This window comes from Aromatoleum sp. (genome assembly GCF_036675785.1).
GTDB lineage: Bacteria > Pseudomonadota > Gammaproteobacteria > Burkholderiales > Rhodocyclaceae > Aromatoleum.
Map to the genome: position 1 here is coordinate 59744 of NZ_JAKFEF010000069.1, position 16766 is coordinate 76509.

15 protein-coding genes, 1 tRNA gene and 1 pseudogene are annotated in these 16766 nt (G+C 68.1%); 11 read left to right on the plus strand and 6 right to left on the minus strand.

The genetic code is table 11. The annotated features are described in order from the left end of the window. Positions 1-38 precede the first annotated feature (38 nt). The 9 genes from V6M37_RS14705 (at position 39) to V6M37_RS14745 (ending at position 10956) form a co-directional block, all read left to right on the plus strand. The gene (locus V6M37_RS14705) at positions 39-449 is read left to right on the plus strand and encodes an enolase C-terminal domain-like protein (RefSeq protein ID WP_332674549.1); all 411 of its coding nucleotides are present in this window, start codon (positions 39-41) and stop codon (positions 447-449) included. Then, a complete protein-coding gene (locus tag V6M37_RS14710) occupies positions 431-3367 on the plus strand; it encodes an FAD-binding and (Fe-S)-binding domain-containing protein (protein WP_332674550.1) in 2937 nt (978 codons plus the stop codon). The genes V6M37_RS14705 and V6M37_RS14710 overlap by 19 nt, the downstream gene beginning before the upstream one ends. Then, the gene (coxB, locus tag V6M37_RS14715; protein ID WP_332674552.1) at positions 3364-4287 is read left to right on the plus strand and encodes a cytochrome c oxidase subunit II; all 924 of its coding nucleotides are present in this window, start codon (positions 3364-3366) and stop codon (positions 4285-4287) included. The genes V6M37_RS14710 and coxB overlap by 4 nt, the downstream gene beginning before the upstream one ends. Beyond that, positions 4288-5373 carry a sodium:calcium antiporter gene (locus V6M37_RS14720; protein ID WP_332674553.1) on the plus strand — a complete coding sequence of 362 codons (1086 nt, stop codon included), beginning with the start codon at positions 4288-4290 and terminating at the stop codon, positions 5371-5373. Then, a complete protein-coding gene (gene ctaD, locus V6M37_RS14725) occupies positions 5370-7877 on the plus strand; it encodes a cytochrome c oxidase subunit I (protein WP_332674554.1) in 2508 nt (835 codons plus the stop codon). Before V6M37_RS14720 ends, ctaD begins: the two co-directional genes overlap by 4 nt. After that, on the plus strand, positions 7874-8173 hold the full coding sequence (locus V6M37_RS14730) for a hypothetical protein (RefSeq protein ID WP_332674556.1): 300 nt from the start codon (positions 7874-7876) through the stop codon (positions 8171-8173). The genes ctaD and V6M37_RS14730 overlap by 4 nt, the downstream gene beginning before the upstream one ends. Beyond that, entirely contained in the window at positions 8170-8592 is a 423-nt protein-coding gene (locus tag V6M37_RS14735) for a c-type cytochrome (RefSeq protein WP_332674559.1), read from the plus strand. Before V6M37_RS14730 ends, V6M37_RS14735 begins: the two co-directional genes overlap by 4 nt. Further along, positions 8589-9410, plus strand: a complete 822-nt coding sequence (locus V6M37_RS14740; RefSeq protein WP_332674562.1) for a c-type cytochrome — start codon at positions 8589-8591, stop codon at positions 9408-9410. Before V6M37_RS14735 ends, V6M37_RS14740 begins: the two co-directional genes overlap by 4 nt. 235 nt (positions 9411-9645) lie before the next feature. Further along, positions 9646-10956, plus strand: a complete 1311-nt coding sequence (locus tag V6M37_RS14745) for a PQQ-dependent sugar dehydrogenase (RefSeq protein WP_332674564.1) — start codon at positions 9646-9648, stop codon at positions 10954-10956. Between the two features lie 79 nt (positions 10957-11035). Here V6M37_RS14745 and V6M37_RS14750 read toward each other — a convergent pair whose 3' ends face one another. Further along, positions 11036-11746, minus strand: a complete 711-nt coding sequence (locus tag V6M37_RS14750; protein WP_332674566.1) for a PRC-barrel domain-containing protein — start codon at positions 11744-11746, stop codon at positions 11036-11038. Between V6M37_RS14750 and V6M37_RS14755 the strand changes: the two genes are divergently transcribed. Both V6M37_RS14755 and V6M37_RS14760 read left to right on the plus strand, forming a co-directional pair. Then, positions 11712-12200: an SDR family NAD(P)-dependent oxidoreductase gene (locus V6M37_RS14755; protein ID WP_332674567.1), complete on the plus strand. Its 489-nt coding sequence runs from the start codon at positions 11712-11714 to the stop codon at positions 12198-12200. The genes V6M37_RS14750 and V6M37_RS14755 overlap by 35 nt on opposite strands. Further along, positions 12161-12636, plus strand: a pseudogene (locus tag V6M37_RS14760) (SDR family NAD(P)-dependent oxidoreductase). The gene V6M37_RS14755 and the pseudogene V6M37_RS14760 overlap by 40 nt, the downstream one beginning before the upstream one ends. 136 nt (positions 12637-12772) lie before the next feature. Here the strand turns inward: V6M37_RS14760 and V6M37_RS14765 are convergent. The 5 genes from V6M37_RS14765 to pheT form a co-directional block, all read right to left on the minus strand. After that, positions 12773-13444, minus strand: a complete 672-nt coding sequence (locus tag V6M37_RS14765) for a phosphatase PAP2 family protein (RefSeq protein WP_332674569.1) — start codon at positions 13442-13444, stop codon at positions 12773-12775. 67 nt (positions 13445-13511) lie between these two features. Further along, positions 13512-13588 (minus strand) — tRNA-Pro (locus V6M37_RS14770). A gap of 119 nt (positions 13589-13707) precedes the next feature. After that, positions 13708-14088, minus strand: coding sequence for a MerR family transcriptional regulator (locus V6M37_RS14775; protein ID WP_332674572.1), 381 nt, complete (start codon positions 14086-14088; stop codon positions 13708-13710). Continuing rightward, entirely contained in the window at positions 14069-14380 is a 312-nt protein-coding gene (locus V6M37_RS14780; RefSeq protein WP_332674573.1) for an integration host factor subunit alpha, read from the minus strand. Before V6M37_RS14780 ends, V6M37_RS14775 begins: the two co-directional genes overlap by 20 nt. 4 nt (positions 14381-14384) lie before the next feature. Beyond that, positions 14385-16763 carry a phenylalanine--tRNA ligase subunit beta gene (gene pheT, locus V6M37_RS14785; RefSeq protein ID WP_332674575.1) on the minus strand — a complete coding sequence of 793 codons (2379 nt, stop codon included), beginning with the start codon at positions 16761-16763 and terminating at the stop codon, positions 14385-14387. Positions 16764-16766 lie beyond the last annotated feature (3 nt).

Consider the following 16766-nt stretch of genomic DNA (forward strand, 5'->3'; position numbering starts at 1 on the left):
ACGCTCGCCGTCGACCGCGCGGGCGGGTTGATCGAAGGATGCCCGTTCGGGAAAGCGCGGCTCCCATAGAGTCGGTCGTCGTCGCCGGCGAATACGGCTACGACCCGACGCACTTCCGGCGGATGCTGGAAGCACAGGCGGTCGATGTCCTGCAGGCGGACGCGACACGCTGCGGCGGCATCACCGGGTTTCTCGGCGTCGCCGCGCTGTGCGAAGCCTTCCACGTGCCGCTTTCGAGCCACTGCGCGCCGTCCCTGCACCTGCCGCTGTGCTGCGCCGCGCGGCCGACGGTCCATCTCGAATATTTCCACGATCACGTGCGCATCGAACAGCTCCTGTTCGACGGCGCCGTGCAACCGTTGGACGGCCTGCTCTCCCCGCTTGACGACCGGCCCGGCCTGGGCCTCGTGTTCAAGGGACAAGACGCCCGATGCTTCAGGAACCCGTAGACATCAGCGCGCTGTCGCGGCGCGGCGGCGTCGATGCGAAGTCACTGGAGCGCGAACTTCGCGACGCGATCTCGGGCGAGGTGCGCTTCGACGCCGGCAGCCGCGCGCTCTACGCGACCGACGCGTCGAACTATCGGCAGGTCCCGATCGGCGTCGTGATTCCGCGCAGCGTCGACGACGTCGTGCGCACGGTCGCGCTGTGCCGGCAGCATCGCGCGCCGATCCTGTCGCGCGGCGGCGGCACGAGCCTGTGCGGCCAGTGTTGCAACGTCGCGGTCGTGATGGATTTCTCGAAGTACCTGAACCGCATTCTCGAAATCGACGTCGAGCACAAATTCGCGCGGGTCGAACCGGGTGTCGTCCTCGACGATCTGCGCGGCGCCGCCGAGCCGCACGGGCTCACGTTCGCGCCCGACCCGGCCACCCACACGCACAACACGCTCGGCGGCATGCTCGGCAACAATTCCTGCGGCCCGCATTCGGTGATGGGAGGCGAAACGACGCACAATGTCGTCGAACTCGACATCCTGACCTACGACGGCCTGCGGATGACCGTCGGCGCCACGGACGACGAGACCTTCGAGCGCATCGTCGGCGAAGGCGGCCGGCGGGCCGAAATCTATTGCGAGCTGCGCGATCTTGCCGCGCGCCACGCGGACGAGATCCGCCGCCGCTTTCCGCCCATCCCCCGCCGCGTATCGGGTTTCAACCTGCCGCCGCTGTTGCCCGAAAACGGCTTCCATGTCGCCTGCTCGCTGGTCGGCTCCGAGGGCACGTGCGTCACCGTGCTCGAAGCGAAGCTTCGACTCGTCGACTGGCCGCCGGCGCGCTCGCTGCTCGTGCTCGGCTACCCGAGCGTGTTCGAGGCGGCAGACCACGTCCCGATGGTCATGGAAGCCCGGCCGATCGCGCTCGAAGGCTTCGACGATCGTCTCATCGCGGACATGAAGGCGATGCAGCTCCATCCGCGCAACATCGCTCTGCTCCCCGAGGGCGCCGGCTGGCTGCTCGTCGAGTTCGGCGGCGCCGACGGCGCGCAGGCCGACGAACGCGCGCAAGCCCTGATGGACCGGCTGCGGCAAACACCGCTACCGCCGCAGATGGCGCTCTACCACGATCCGCGAGAGCAACAGCAGATCTGGAAGGTCCGCGAGTCCGGACTCGGCGCCACCGCGCACCTGCCGGACAAGCCGCTCACGTGGGAGGGCTGGGAGGACTCTTCGGTGCCGCCGGAGAGACTCGGCGAATACCTGCGCGAGTTGCGCGCGCTGCTCGAAAAGCACGGTTACGAAGGCGACCTGTACGGCCACTTCGGCCAGGGCTGCGTGCATACGCGCATCGATTTCGATCTCGAAAGCGCGGACGGCATCCCCAGGTTCCGCGAATTCATCCACGCCGCCGCACGGCTCGTGACGCGCCTCGGCGGGTCGATCTCGGGCGAGCACGGCGATGGCCAGTCGAAGGCGGAACTGCTCCCAATCATGTACGGCGACGAGGTGATGCAGGCGTTTCGCGAGTTCAAGACGATCTGGGACCCGGGCAACCGGATGAATCCCGGCAAGGTCATCGACGCGCACCGCGCCGACGAGGACTTGCGCCTCGGCATCGCCTACGATCCCCCGCGCGTCGCGACGCAGTTCGCGTATGGCTCGGACAACCACGACTTCGCGCGTGCGCTGCTGCGCTGCGTCGGGGTCGGAGAATGCCGCGGCAAAACCGGCGTGATGTGCCCGAGCTACATGGCGACCGGCGAGGAAATGCATTCGACGCGCGGTCGCGCGCGGCTGCTGTTCGAGATGTTGCGCGGCGAAACGCTCACCGGCGGCTGGCAGGAACCGGCCGTCAAGGAGGCGCTCGACCTCTGCCTGTCGTGCAAGGGCTGCAAGGGCGAATGCCCGGTGCACGTGGACATGGCGACGTACAAGGCAGAGTTCCTGTCGCACTATTACGAAGGACGCCGGCGGCCCGCGGCGGCCTACGCGTTCGGGCTGATCGACCGCTGGGCGCGGCTCGCGTCGCGCATGCCGCGCGTCGCGAATTACTTCTCGCAGCACGAGCCGTTCGCCGCGATCGCGAAGCGGGTGATCGGGATCGCGCCGCAGCGCTCGCTTCCGGCCTTCGCGGTGAAACCCTTCACCCACACTTTCTGCAATCGCCGCGGCGCCGGCACGCCGGTGATCCTCTGGCCCGACACGTTCAACAACTACTTTCACCCGGAAGTCGCGCAGGCGGCCGCTGAAGTCCTCGACGGCGCCGGTTTCGAGGTGCGCGTGCCGCGCATCCACCTGTGCTGCGGGCGGCCGCTGTACGAATTCGGCATGCTCGACCGCGCCCGCCAATACCTGCTCCGCATCCTCGACACGCTCGACGCCGAAATCCGCCAAGGCATTCCGATCGTCGGCCTCGAGCCGGCCTGTGTCACCGTCTTTCGCGAGGAGCTCCCCGAGATCCTGCCGGACAACGAGCAGGCGATGCGGCTGAGCCGGCTGGTTTTCCCGCTCGCCGAATTTCTCGCGCAGCACGCGCCCGACTTCCCGTTCGCGCCGCTCCGCCGCGAGGCGCTGGTCCACGGCCACTGCCACCAAAGGGCGATCCTTGGAATGGACGCCGACGCCGCGCTGCTGGGGAAGCTCTGCCTCGATTTCCGCATCCTCGATTCGGGCTGTTGCGGCATGGCGGGCTCGTTCGGTTTCGAGAAGGCGAAGTACGAAGTTTCGCTGCGCTGCGGCGAGCGCGTGCTGCTGCCCGCGGTCCGCAAAGCCGACGACAGCACGCTGATCATCGCCGATGGGTTCAGCTGCCGCGAACAGATCCTGCAGACGACGCCGCGCCGGCCGGTCCATCTCGCGCAGGTGCTGCGCCTCGCGATGACAGCCAAGCCGGCCGCCACCCGGATCTCGCCGGAGCGGCGCGAGTGAGCGTCTGGCTCCAGTCCGCCCTCGCTCCGCGCGGTCCGGAAGCGGCGGCGATCGCCGAAATCACCTGGGTCCTCGTCGCCGCGGGCGCGGTGATCTTCGCGATCGTGCTCGTGATCGCCGCGCTCGCGCTGTTCCGGCCGCACGCCTGGCTCGGCAGCACCCGCCTCATCGTCGCGGGCGGCATCGTCTTTCCGGTCGTCGTGCTGTCGGCGCTGCTCGTCTACGCGCTGCTCGCGGCGCCGCGGCAGGCCGCCGCCGGACCCGCGGACGTCGTCGTCGAAGTGGTCGGCCACCAGTGGTGGTGGGAGGTGAATTATCTCGACGACAGCGGCGCGCCCGACTTCACGACGGCGAACGAGATCCACATCCCGGTCGGTCGGGAAGTCGAGCTGAGGCTGCACTCGGCCGACGTGCTGCACAGCTTCTGGGTGCCCGCGCTCGCCGGCAAGCTCGACCTGATTCCCGGCAAGGACAACCGGCTGCGCCTCGCGGCCGATCAGGCGGGGACGTTCCGCGGCCAGTGCGCCGAGTATTGCGGCGGACCCCACGCGCAGATGGCGCTTTTCGTCGTCGCCGAAGATCCCGCGCGTTTCGACGCGTGGCGAACGGCGCAGCGCGAACCGCAGCGAGGCATCGCTGACCCGCAGGCGACCGAGGGCAGGCAGCTCTTCCTCGCCCATTGCGGGTCGTGTCACACACTGCGCGGGACCGTGGCCGAAGGGAAGCTCGGACCGGATCTGACGCACTTCGGCAGCCGCATCGCGCTCGGCGCCGGCATCCGGCCGAACCACACGGGCGCGCTCGCCGGCTGGATCGCCGGCAACCAGCGGATGAAGCCGGGCAACCTGATGCCGGAAATCCGCGATCTGGATGGCGACGAACTGCGGACGCTGTCCGATTGGCTCGGGACGCTGAAGTAGATGCTCGAGAACCTCTCCGTGTGGGGCAACGTCGGGGTTTTCGCGCTCGGCGCGGCGATCGTGTGGGCGGCCGGCACACGGGTCGCCCGCTATGCCGATGCAATCCAGCGCCGCACCGGGATGGGCGAGGCGGTCGCCGGGATGCTGCTCCTCGGCCTGATCACCGCCCTCCCCGAAGTGGCGGTCACCGTGACCGCTTCGCACAGCGGCGACGCGACGCTGGCCGTCAATAACATCCTCGGCGGCTTGGCGCTGAATGTCGCGATCCTCGCGAGCGCGGATGCGGCGATTCGCCGGGAAGCGCTCACCGCGACGGTCGCTTCGGCGCTGCCACTGCTGCAGGGTGCGCTGCTGGTGCTGATGCTCTCGATCGCCGCCGCGGCGACGGTCGCGGGAGACCGGCAGATCTTCGGCGTCGGCATTTGGTCCTGGCTGCTGCTCGGGATCTATGGGCTGAGTGTCGAGCTCGTCCGCAAGACCCGCGGCCACGAAGCGTGGGTGCCGACGAAAGGCAAGGCGCTCGCCGGCGCAACGAGTGCTGCGCAGCGCGGTGACAGCGCCAAGACGGGCGAGAGGAACGAAAGGGCCAGGAGCGAAAGGGACAGGAGCGGCTCTCCGCTCCCGGCCTTGATCGGCAAGACCGCGCTCGGCGCCGGCGCGATCCTCGCTGCGGGCTACGCGATTGCCCGCAGCGGCGAGGCGCTCGCCGAGCAGACGGGGCTCGGCGCGAGCTTCTTCGGCGCGGTATTCCTCGCGGTATCGACCTCGCTGCCCGAGATCACGATCGTCTTTTCGTCGGTCCGCCTCGGCCGCTATGCGATGGCGGTGTCCGACATCCTCGGCGCGAACCTCGTCGGCCTGACCCTGCTCTTCGTCGCCGACGCGGCGTACCGCGGCGGTCCGGTATTGGCGCAAGTCGACCGTTTCGGGACGTTCGCCGCACTGCTCGCGATCGCGGTGACCGCCCTCTTCATCGCCGGCCTCCTCGAACGGCGCCACGCGATGGTGCTGCGCATGGGCGTCGACTCGCTCGCCGTGATCGGCACCTACCTCGCCGGCGTCGTCGTGCTGTATCGCCTCAAATGACGACGCTGCCCAATCCCGCGCCGCGACCGGAAGGCGAAGTCGACGAACTGCGACGACTCTGGAGCCGGCCACGCGGCATTCGCTGCATCACCGTCATCAACAACAACTACATCGGCATCATGTACGTCGGCGCGGCGTTCCTGTTCTTCGTGCTCGCCGGCATCCTCGCGCTGCTGATGCGCGTGCAGCTCGCGGTGCCGGAGAACGACTTCCTCGGCCCCGACCGCTACAATCAGCTCTTCACGATGCACGGCACCGTGATGATGTTCCTGTTCGCGGTGCCGGCGGTCGAGGCGATGGGCATCCTGCTGCTGCCGAACATGCTCGGCGCGCGCGACCTGCCGTTCCCGCGCCTGTCCGCCTACGCGTTCTGGGCCTATCTCGTTGGCGGGCTGGTGTTCTTCGCGAGCATCTTCAAAGGCTGGGCGCCCGACGGCGGCTGGTTCATGAACCCGCCGTTGACGAACGAGACGTACTCGCCGGGCTACAACGCCGATTTCTGGCTGCTCGGCATCGGCTTCATCGAAATCTCGGCGATCGCCGGCGCGGTCGAGATCGTCGTCGGCGTGCTGCGCACGCGCGCGCCCGGGATGACGCTCGGCAGGATGCCGATCTTCGCGTGGGCGATGCTCGTGTTTGCGGTGATGATCATCTTCGCGTTTCCGGCGGTGATCCTCGCGACCGCGCTGCTCGAACTCGAACGCGCGTTCCACTGGCCGTTCTTCGTCGCCGAACTCGGCGGCGACCCGCTGCTGTGGCAGCACCTGTTCTGGTTCTTCGGCCACCCGGAGGTCTACATCATCTTCCTGCCGGCCGCCGGCATGGTTTCGATGATCGTGCCGACGCTGGTGCAGGCGCCGCTCGTCGGTTACCGCTACGTCGCGCTGGCGCTCGCGGCGACCGCGTTCCTGAGCTTCGGCCTGTGGGTGCACCACATGTTCGCGACCGGCATTCCGCAGCTGTCGCTGTCGTTCTTCCAGGCCGCGAGCATGGCGGTCGCGATTCCGGCGGGCGTCCAGGTGTTCGCGTGGATCGCGACGCTCGCGCACGGCCGCGGGCGCGTGAAGATGACGACACCCGCGCTCTTCGTCCTCGGCTTCCTCTTCACCTTCGTCCTCGGCGGGCTCACCGGCGTGATGGTCGCGGTGATCCCGTTCGACTGGCAGGCGCACGACAGCTACTTCATCGTCGCCCACCTGCATTACGTGCTGATCGGCGGCATGGTGTTTCCGCTGTTCGCGGGCTTCTACTACTGGATGCCCTACACGAGCCGCCACCGTCTGTCGGAACGGCTCGGGCGCTGGGTCTTCGGGCTGATGTTCGTCGGCTTCAACATCGCGTTCTTCCCGATGCACATCACCGGGCTCGCGGGGATGCCGCGCCGGGTCTATACGTACGCCGCGGGCTACGGCTGGGACGCGCTCAATTTCGTGTCGACGGTCGGCGCGTTCCTGATCGCCGCCGGCGTGCTCGTCTTCATCGTCGATGTCGCGCGGAAGTTCCGCATGGCGTCCGAGGACAACGCCGGCAACGTCTGGAACGCCGGCACGCTCGAATGGCTGCCGAACGGCAATTATTCCAGCCGCAGCATTCCGATCGTCACGAGCCGCGAGCCGCTGTGGGATCAACCGAACCTCGCTGCGGACGTCGAGGCCGGTCACTACTACCTGCCGGGTGCGCCGACCGGCGGGCGCGAGACGATCGTCACGAGCGCGCTCGATGCCAGACCGGAGTTCCTGCTGCGCATGCCGATGCCCGGCTGGGCGCCGCTGGTCGCGGCGTGGTTCACCGCGGCGTTCTTCCTGCTGCTGACGGTGAAGCTCGTCGTACCCGCGGCGGTCTGCGGCGTCATCGCGATCGCCGGCATGCTGCACTGGGCGTGGGCACTCGACCCGGCGCCGCCCGCCGCGCCGATCGAGATCGGCGGCGGCATCCACCTGCCGGCCTATCTGAGCGGCCCGCGCTCCCAGTCGTGGTGGGGCGTCGTCGTGCTGCTGCTCGTCTCAGCTGCGCTCTACGGCTGCGCGGTGTTCTCCTACCTTTACCTGTGGACGGTCGCGCCGTGGACATGGCCCGCGCCCGCGCAGCTTCCGGGCCTCGCCTACCCGTTCGCCGAGGCGCTGCTGCTCGGCGCGAGCAGCCTCGCGGTCGGGCTCGCGAACCGCCGGCTCTCGGCGGGCCAGCGCCGGATCGGCGCCCCGCTCGTCGCCGGCCTGCTTCTCCTGGTCGCCGCCGTCGCCGTCGAGGTCTGCGCACAACGCGACTTTCCGCCGGCCGCTTCGGCCTACGGCGCAATCGTCTGGCTGCTCGCGTCGCTCGCCGGTTTCCAGGCGTTCGTCGTCGTCACGATGGCGGTGTTCACGCTCGCGCGGGCGGCAAGCGGCAAGCTCGACCGGGTGCGCCGCGTCACGTTCGACAACGCCCGGCTCTTCTGGCATTACACCGTCGGGCAGAGCCTCGTCGGCGTCGCCGTCGTGCATGGCTTTCCGCGGATGCTCGGATGAACGCCGATCTCGCCCGCCTGCGCATGCTCTCCGGCGTCGTCATCTGGGCGCTGCACTTCGCCGCGATCTACGGTTTCACGGCCGTCGCGTGTGCACGCCGGTTCCCCGGCCCGGTGCCGCTCGCGGTCGCGCTGGCGACGCTCGTCGGCGCAACCGCGTGCGCGCTCATCGTCATCGCCGAGCTGCGCGGGCGGCAGGGGTTCGAGTCCTGGATGACCGGCGGGCTCGTGGCGATCGCGCTGCTCGCGATCGTCTGGGAAGCCGTACCGGTTCTCGTCGTCACGCCATGCGAGTGAGCACTGCAGACCTTTCCAGCGGTTCGCTTTTCCCGGCCGCCATCCGGGCGACGTCGCCGCACCGTGTGCTCGGTCGGTTCGCCGCTGTCGTCTGCATCGTCCTCGCCGGCTGCGGTGACAATCCGCCGCCTGCACTGGGCGGCGACCCGGACAACGGGCGCCTGCTGCTGCGCCAGTTCGGCTGCGGCAGTTGCCACCGCATTCCCGGGGTCGCGGCGGCACGCGGCAACGTCGGCCCGTCGCTGGAGGGCGTCGCGACGCGCGTCTATCTCGGCGGGGTGTTGCCGAACACGCCCGAAAACATGGTCCGGTGGATCCGCAACCCGAAGCAGTTCGACCCCGAAACCGCGATGCCGGACCTGCCTATCGCCGAAGGACAGGCGCGCGACATCGTCGCCTACCTTCAGGGCCTGAAATGAAAAGACTTCTTTTCGCGCTGTCCGCCCTCGCAGCGACCGTTGCCGTCGCCGCGGCCGTCGTCATCTATGGCGGTCTCTACGACATCTCGGCGACGGATCAGCACCTCGCGCCGACCTACCGGATTCTCGATGTGGCGATGCGACGCTCGATCGCGCGGCGCGCGGCGAACATCGTCGTGCCGCCGCTCGACGCCCCGCCGATGCTCGACCGCGGACTCGCGCTCTACGACGCGCATTGCGTGCAGTGTCACGGCGCGCCGGGCGTCGCACCGGAACCGTTCGCGCTCGGCCTGACGCCGGCCCCCGCGAACCTCGCCCACACGGCTCGCGCGTGGCCGCCGGCCGACATCTACTGGGTGGTGCGCAACGGCATCAAGATGACGGGCATGCCCGCGTGGCAGTTACGGCTCAGCGACGCCGACCTCTGGGCCGTCGTCGCGTTCGTCGAGAAGCTGCCGGAGCTGTCGCCCCGCGATTACGACGGACTGACCGGCGCGCTCGGGCCGGCCCGCACCGAGGAGATGCCGGTGCGCAACCGGCCCGACCCGGAACGCGGCAAAACGGCGATGCAGCAATACGCCTGCGTGACCTGCCACCGGATCCCCGGTCTCGTCGGGCCACACGCGCCGGTGGGCCCGCCACTCGACGGCATCGGCAGCCGGACCTACATCGCCGGCGTGCTGCGCAACGAGCCCGACAACATGATCCGCTGGCTGCGCTCGCCGCAGGACGTCAACGCCGCGAGCGCGATGCCGAATCTCGGCGTCGGCGAGCAGGACGCGCGCGACATCGCGGCCTATCTCGCGACGCTGGATTAGGGCGCGCACTCCCCGACCGCCCCCGGCTGCGACGGACGAGGTCCGGGGGCACGCGGATTGCATGTTTTCCGGGTCGCGAGCGTGACGAAAAACCGGACGGGCCGTGACCATGGCGTTTGATCACGCGGTCGAGTCCGACAACGACACTCGCATACCCCGCCCACTTCCGCGCCCCGCACCGGGACAGCCGATCCCGGGCCGCTCGCCAAACCGGAGTCTTGCCAGGAGAAGGTCCATGGATCGCAGCCCGCTCCTCCTATCCGTCGTGTTTTCGCTTGGACTCGGCGCGTGCGCGGAACACGCGCAGCTTTTGCCGTCGGCCAGCGTGGGGCCCGATCCGACGCTGCCGCCGCCGACGAAGTCGCTGATTCCCACCGTCGACATCGCGCCCGCAGCGGGATGGCCGGACGGCGTGAAGCCGACCGGACCGGCCGGCACTCGCGTCGACGCGTTCGCGACGGGGCTCGATCATCCGCGCTGGCTCTACGTGCTGCCCAATGGCGACGTGCTCGTCGCCGAGACGAACGCGCCCGAACGGCCCGAACAGGGCAAAGGGATCAAGGGCCGCGTGATGAAGATGGTCCAGAAACGCGCCGGCGCAGGCGTGCCGAGCGCTAACCGGATCACGCTGCTGCGCGATGCGGACGGCGATGGCACGGCAGAAGGCCGCTTCGCGTTTCTCGAAGGCCTCAACTCGCCGTTCGGCATGACGCTGGTCGGACGTGACCTGTACGTCGCGAACACCGACGCCGTCGTCCGCTTCCGCTACGAGGAAGGGCAGACGTCGATTACCGCGTCCGGGACGAAGCTCGTCGACCTGCCGGCCGGCCGGCTCAACCATCACTGGACGAAGAACGTCATTGCGAGCCCCGACGGTTCGAAGCTCTACGTGACGACGGGGTCGAACAGCAACGTCGCCGAGAACGGCATCGAAGCCGAAGCCGGGCGCGCCGCGATCTGGGAAGTGGACGCGAAAACCGGGGAGCACCGCGTGTTCGCGAGCGGGCTGCGCAATCCGAACGGACTCGACTGGCACCGCGGCACGGGCAAGCTGTGGACGGTCGTCAACGAACGCGACGAACTCGGCAGCGACCTCGTGCCGGATTACCTGACGTCGGTCGCCGACGGCGCGTTCTACGGCTGGCCGTACAGCTACTTCGGCAACCGCGTCGACGAACGGGTCGTGCCGCCGCGGCCCGATCTCGTCGCGACCGCCATCAAGCCCGACTACGCGCTCGTCCCGCACAGCGCCCCGCTCGGCCTCGCGTTCGCCGACGGCAGCGCGCTGCCGCCGCCGTTCCGCAACGGGGCCTTCATCGGGCTGCATGGGTCGTGGAACCGCAGGCCGCCGAGCGGCTACAAGGTCGTCTTCGTGCCGTTCGCGGACGGCCTGCCGAGCGGCGAGCCGATCGACGTGCTGACCGGATTCCTCTCCGCAGACGGTGATGCGTACGGCCGGCCGGTCGGCGTGGCGATCGACCGCAGCGGCGCGCTGCTCGTCGCCGACGACGTCGGCAACGTGGTCTGGCGGGTGGCGCCGCGCTGAGTCATGGCAACGGTTTCAAACGCGCGGCAGTTCTTGCATCGCGGGGACACGCGGCCGCTTCCGACGGCCGCGCACGCCGCTATGCCCGCGGCGCGTCCTCGACTTCGTCGCGCGTAACCTTCAGCCGCATCTCGCGCGTCAGCCAGTCCACGCTGTCGACGGCATCGACCGGCACCAGCACATGTTTGCCCGGCAGCCAGTTGCGCGTGTCGACGATCATCCGGTCGATCCCCCAGTTCGTTTCGTCGACGACGAAATCCTCGACGTGACCGATCGGACCATCGGTCGCGACGACCCGGTAGCCGATCACTTCGTCGCTGCTGCGCAGGTGCGACTCGCGCGCCTGCTGCTCCGCCTCCTTCAAGTCCTGCGTGCGCTCGCGCGGCGGCGCTCCCTGCGGCGGAGTCGTCACCGACGGCGCGCCGGTGATCGGATGTTGCGTCGTGCCCCAAAGGTAAGGGCCGTCCCAGTAGAACGGATAACCGTAGTAGTTCGCGTGCGCTTCCTCGAACTGACGCGACACCGGCTGGTGCTCGTCCGGCCCCGGACAGTTGCGGACCTGCTCGCGGGTCAGCGTGACCGCGATGTCCTTGTGGCCGGAGCCGTTGCGGCGGATCGACGCGGGCGAAATCAGGACTTTTCGCCCTGGCACTCCGGTGCCGGCATCGACTTCGAGGTAGCGCACGACCCAGCGCTGGTCATCGAAATACACGTCCCGAACCGTCCCGATCCGGCCGTCGGTTGCGACGAGATGCTTGCCGAACAGTTCGCCTTTTGCCTCGAGAAGCATATCGGTCTCCTTCGTTTCGTCGCAGTCCGGTCATTCCAGCAAACACCGTTCCGCCGTCTCGCGGGAACGCCGCTTGCGGACCCGCCGATCATCGACCACCCGCGAGGCCGCGATGAACGACCGGCTGAAGGACCGCATTGCAATCGTCACCGGATCGGACTCCGGCATCGGCCAAGCGATCGCCGAAGCCTTCGCCGCCGAAGGCGCAGACGTCGTCGTCACGTATCTGGACGATCGCCAGGGCGCGGACGAGACGCGCGGGCGCATCGAAACAGCGGGCCGCCGAGCCGAAGTCATCCGGGTGGACCAGCGCGAGCCGCTCGAAGTCGACCGCCTCTTCCGCGAAACGCGAAATACACTCGGCATTCCCTACATTCTGGTAAACAACGCCGCGGTCGGCGGCGTCGGCGGGCAGTGGTCGACACGTCGCCGGAAGACTGGGACAGGGTTCTGAAGACTGACCTGTACGGGCCGTTCTATTGCTGCCGTCACTTCGTGCGCGAGAGGCGCGCCGCGGGCGGCCGGGGCAAGATCATCAACGTCACGTCGGTGCACGAGGAAATCCCGCTCGCGGACGCCGCCGCGTACAACGCCGCGAAGGCGGCTTGCGCAACCTCACCCGCACGCTGTGCCTCGAACTCGCGCCGGACCACATCAATGTGAACAACATCGCGCCGGGGATGGTGCTGACGCCGATGAACCAGCAGGCGATCGACGACCCGGCGGCGCGCGAACGGCAAGTGCAGCACATCCCGTGGAAACGCGCGGCCGAACCGTGGGAAATCGCGCGACTCGCGCTGTACCTCGCGTCCGAGGATGCCGACTACGTGACGGGGCAGACCTTCACGATCGACGGCGGCCTTTCAATCAACGTCGGCCAGGGCGCGTAGTCCGGCCACGTCGTCCGGCCAAAGCGGCGCTTCCAAATCCTCGGTATCGACGCAACGGGCTCTCGACATCAACGAGAGCCGGAACGCTTCGGGCGCCCCGTCCGCGCCCGGCGCGCGGCAGGTTCCCCTCCCCGGGTCAGGGCTGCTTTTCGCGCGAGCCGACGAGCTCGGCTAGACCCCACCACAGAAGCGCCCAGAGCGCCCCCGCCGCCCACCCGGCCAGCACATCGGTCGGCCAATGCACACCGAGATAGACCCGGCTCATCCCGATCAGCAGCGTGAGGATCAGCGCGACGGTCATCACGTAGAGCTTCAGCCTGCGGCGCGGGACGATCCGCGCAAGCAGCGCGCCGAGCGTCAGGTAAACGAGCGCGGAAATCATCGCGTGTCCACTCGGAAAACTCGCGGAGACAACGTAATCGCCGTGCGGAAAGAGATCGGGCCGCGGGCGCGAGAAGATGTGTTTGAGCAGCGAGGACACAAGGGCACCGCTGACGGTCGCGACAATGACGAACGCCGCGGTCCGCCGCTTCTGCGCGAGAATGAGAAAGACGCCGACCGCCAGCACGACGAGCCCGAGCACCGGGAAACTTCCGAGCGCGGTGACATCCCGCGCTGCAGCCTGCAGCCACGGCGGGCCGATATCGCCGGTCACCCCCAATGCCGCAAGAATCGCGCTATCGACCGTGTGGGCTTCCCCTTCGATGACCTCGTCGGCGACTTCGATGAAAGCCCAAAGCGCCGACGTCGCCGCAACGACGATCGCGAGAATTCGCGGTTCGAGCCAGCCCCGAAGAAAGCGCAACACGAGATCTCCGAATAAGCCAAAAAGCAAAAAGGCCAGTCTTTCGACTGGCCCAAGTGCTTGATTCTATTGGTCGGGGCGGCGGGATTCGAACTCGCGACCCCTTGCACCCCATGCAAGTGCGCTACCAGGCTGCGCTACGCCCCGACACGAGTGCGCATTATAGCAGTATCGGTCCGGTTTGCCACTGTCACGCGCGGACCTCGCCTAAGCCGGCGCTGAGCGAGGCGAATTGACCGACCCCGCCCATTACCGGGCGGTCCGCGTCACGCCCGGAGTTGTTCGAGCGTTTCGACGATCTCGGCACGCACGTGCGCGAGCGCGCTGCGAAGGCGGTCGGCTTCTTCCGCTTCCTCGTGCTGGTGAATCGCGGTCTCGTCGAGCTTGTTACGCGCCCCGGAGATCGTGAAGCCCTCGTTGTAGAGCAGTTCGCGGATCCGGCGCACGAGCAGCACCTCGTGGTGCTGGTAGTAGCGCCTGTTGCCACGCCGCTTCACGGGTTTCAGCTGGGTGAACTCCTGCTCCCAGTACCGGAGCACGTGCGGCTTCACCGCGCACAGCTCGCTGACTTCGCCGATCGTGAAATAACGCTTGGCGGGAATCGGCGGGAGTTGCTCCGCCTCGTCGTTATGGCTGCTTGCTTGCATCGCTCAACTGCTCCACAGCGGCCTTCAGCTTCTGGCTCGCGTGAAAGGTGACGACCCGGCGCGCGGTGATCGGAATCTCTTCACCGGTCTTCGGATTGCGCCCGGGGCGCTGCGGCTTGTCGCGGAGCTGGAAATTTCCGAAACCCGACAGCTTGACGCATTCGCCGCGCTCGAGCGCCTGCCGGATCTCTTCGAAGAAGCCTTCGACCATGTCCTTGGCTTCGCGCTTGTTGAGGCCGACGCGCTCGAACAGCAGGTCGGCGAGTTCCGCCTTCGTAAGGGTGATGTTCATCTGACTATCCACGCAATCGCGCACCCAGAGCAGTTTCCGCATGACGCACGATCGCTTCGACGGCCGAATCCACTTCCGCATCCTCGAGAGTGCGCTGAGTATCTTGCATCAACACTCTGAACGCAAGGCTCTTTTTTCCCGGATCGATGCCTTTGCCATGGTAGACGTCGAAGAGTTCGATTCCCTTCACGATCGGTGCGGCGTCCTCGTTCATGACCTCGAGAACACGCGCGACCGGAACCGCCTGTTCGATGACCAGCGCGATATCGCGTGTGACCGCCGGCAGCTTCGAAATCTCGCGGTGGGCGGGCAGTTCGGCCGCGAGCGCGGCATCGAGTTCGACCTCGAACACGACCGGTGCGCTGCCCAGTTCGTACCGCTGCACCCACACCGGATGAATCTCGCCGACGACACCGATGCGACGCTCGCCCATCAGCACCGTTGCCGCGCGCCCCGGATGCAGCGCCGAGTGCGAGACCGGCTCGAAGCTGAGCGCACGCGGCGCGAACAGCGCTTCGAGATCGCCCTTCACATCGAAAAAATCGATCGACCGGGACGCGCTGCCCCACTGCTCGGGTAGTGCGAGCCCGGCGGCGAGCGCAGCGATCCGCAGCGGCTGGTGGAAACCGGCAACCGGCTCACCGTCCGCCTTGCGCTCGAAGCAGCGGCCGACCTCGAATACGCGCACGCGCGACTGCTGGCGCTTGCGGTTCGCGACGAGGTTCGCCGCGAGGCCGGGAATCAGGCTCGAACGCATCACGCTCATCTGGCTCGCGATCGGGTTCGCGAGGCGGATCGGCGTCTCGTTCGCGCAGAAATCGCGTTCCCACGCCTCCTCGACGAAAGCATAGTTAACGACTTCCTGATAGCCGCGCCCGGCGAGCCGGCACCGGACGTCCCACGCGCTGCGGCTCGACTCCGAGCGGTCGAGCATCGCGAGCGCGCCTTGCGGGGCGACTGCGGGAATCGCGTCGTAACCGTGCAGCCGCGCGATCTCCTCGATCAGATCCTCCTCGATCTCGATGTCGAAGCGGAACGACGGCGGCTCGACAAGCAGCGCATCGCCGTCGCGCCGCACCGACAGGTGGACGCTTTCGAGCAGTTGGACGATCGCGTCGTCGTCGAGATCGATGCCGAGGAGACGCCGCGCCCGCGCCGGACGCAGGCGGACCGCGTTGCGCAGCGGCAGGTGATCCGGCGCGACGGCTTCCTCGACGGGGCCGGCGGCGCCGCCGCAGATGTCGAGGATCAGCTTTGTCGCACGCTCGATCGCCTGCGACGCGAGGGCGAAATCGACGCCGCGCTCGAAGCGGTGCGACGCGTCGGACACGAAGCCGTAGCTGCGCGCGCGCCCGGCGATCGCGGCCGGCGCGAAGAATGCGCTCTCGAGGAAGAGATCGACGGTGTCGAGCGTGATGCCGCTTTCGTCGCCGCCCATGATGCCGGCGAGCGCGAGCGCACGCGCTTCGTCGGCGATCAGCAGCGTGTCGGCGGCGGGTGTCACGGTCTGCTCGTTGAGCAGCAGCACCTGTTCGCTGTCGCGCGGATAACGCACGTGAATTGCGCCGGCGAGTTTCGCGTTGTCGAACGCGTGCAGCGGCTGGCCGAGTTCGAGCATCACGTAGTTCGTCACGTCGACGAGCGCGCTGACCGAACGCAGCCCGCTGCGCTGCAGCCGCTGCTTCATCCAGTCCGGCGTCGGCGCCTTCGCATCCACTCCGCGCAAGATCCGGCCGCAGTAGCGCGGACAGCCTTCCGGCGCGTCGAGCACGATCACGCGCCGCTCGTCGATCGTCGGCGCGACCGGGTCGAGCGGCGGCAGTGCGAGCGGTTGGCCGGTCAGCGCCGCGACTTCGCGCGCGACGCCGGCAAGGCTCAGGCAATCGGAACGGTTGGGCGTAAGCTTGATCGTGAAAAGCGTGTCGTCGAGCGCGAAATACTCGCGCACGTCCTGGCCGATCGGCGCATCGGGCGGCAATTCGAGCAAGCCGCCGTGATCGTCGGAGAGCCCGAGTTCGCGCGCTGAACACAACATGCCGAACGACTCGACGCCGCGCAGCTTCGCGGCCTTGATCGCGAAGGCGGGCAGGCTCGCGCCGACGACGGCACACGGGACTTTCATGCCGGTGGCGGCGTTCGGCGCGCCGCAGACGATCTGCAGCAGTTCGCCTTGTCCCGCATCGACCTTGCACAGCTTCAGCTTGTCGGCGTTCGGGTGCTTCCCGGCCTCGACGATCCGGGCAACGACGACGCCCGAAAATGCCGGCGCCGCCGGCACCGATTCTTCGACTTCGAGACCGGCCATCGTCAGCAGGTGGCCGAGGGCGTCGCTGTCGAGCGGAGGATTCACGAAGCTCCGCAACCAGTATTCCGAAAATTGCATGAT

Excerpts from the sequence above, each read along its gene's own strand:
- V6M37_RS14710 (WP_332674550.1), top strand. The coding sequence starts at position 431 with ATGCTTCAGGAACCCGTAGACATCAGCGCGCTGTCGCGGCGCGGCGGC.
- V6M37_RS14740 (WP_332674562.1), top strand. The coding sequence starts at position 8,589 with ATGAAAAGACTTCTTTTCGCGCTGTCCGCCCTCGCAGCGACCGTTGCC.
- V6M37_RS14775 (WP_332674572.1), bottom strand. The coding sequence starts at position 14,088 with ATGCAAGCAAGCAGCCATAACGACGAGGCGGAGCAACTCCCGCCGATT.
- ctaD (WP_332674554.1), top strand. The coding sequence starts at position 5,370 with ATGACGACGCTGCCCAATCCCGCGCCGCGACCGGAAGGCGAAGTCGAC.
- V6M37_RS14780 (WP_332674573.1), bottom strand. The coding sequence starts at position 14,380 with ATGAACATCACCCTTACGAAGGCGGAACTCGCCGACCTGCTGTTCGAG.
- pheT (WP_332674575.1), bottom strand. The coding sequence starts at position 16,763 with ATGCAATTTTCGGAATACTGGTTGCGGAGCTTCGTGAATCCTCCGCTC.
- V6M37_RS14730 (WP_332674556.1), top strand. The coding sequence starts at position 7,874 with ATGAACGCCGATCTCGCCCGCCTGCGCATGCTCTCCGGCGTCGTCATC.
- V6M37_RS14750 (WP_332674566.1), bottom strand. The coding sequence starts at position 11,746 with ATGCTTCTCGAGGCAAAAGGCGAACTGTTCGGCAAGCATCTCGTCGCA.
- V6M37_RS14720 (WP_332674553.1), top strand. The coding sequence starts at position 4,288 with ATGCTCGAGAACCTCTCCGTGTGGGGCAACGTCGGGGTTTTCGCGCTC.
- V6M37_RS14745 (WP_332674564.1), top strand. The coding sequence starts at position 9,646 with ATGGATCGCAGCCCGCTCCTCCTATCCGTCGTGTTTTCGCTTGGACTC.
- V6M37_RS14705 (WP_332674549.1), top strand. The coding sequence starts at position 39 with ATGCCCGTTCGGGAAAGCGCGGCTCCCATAGAGTCGGTCGTCGTCGCC.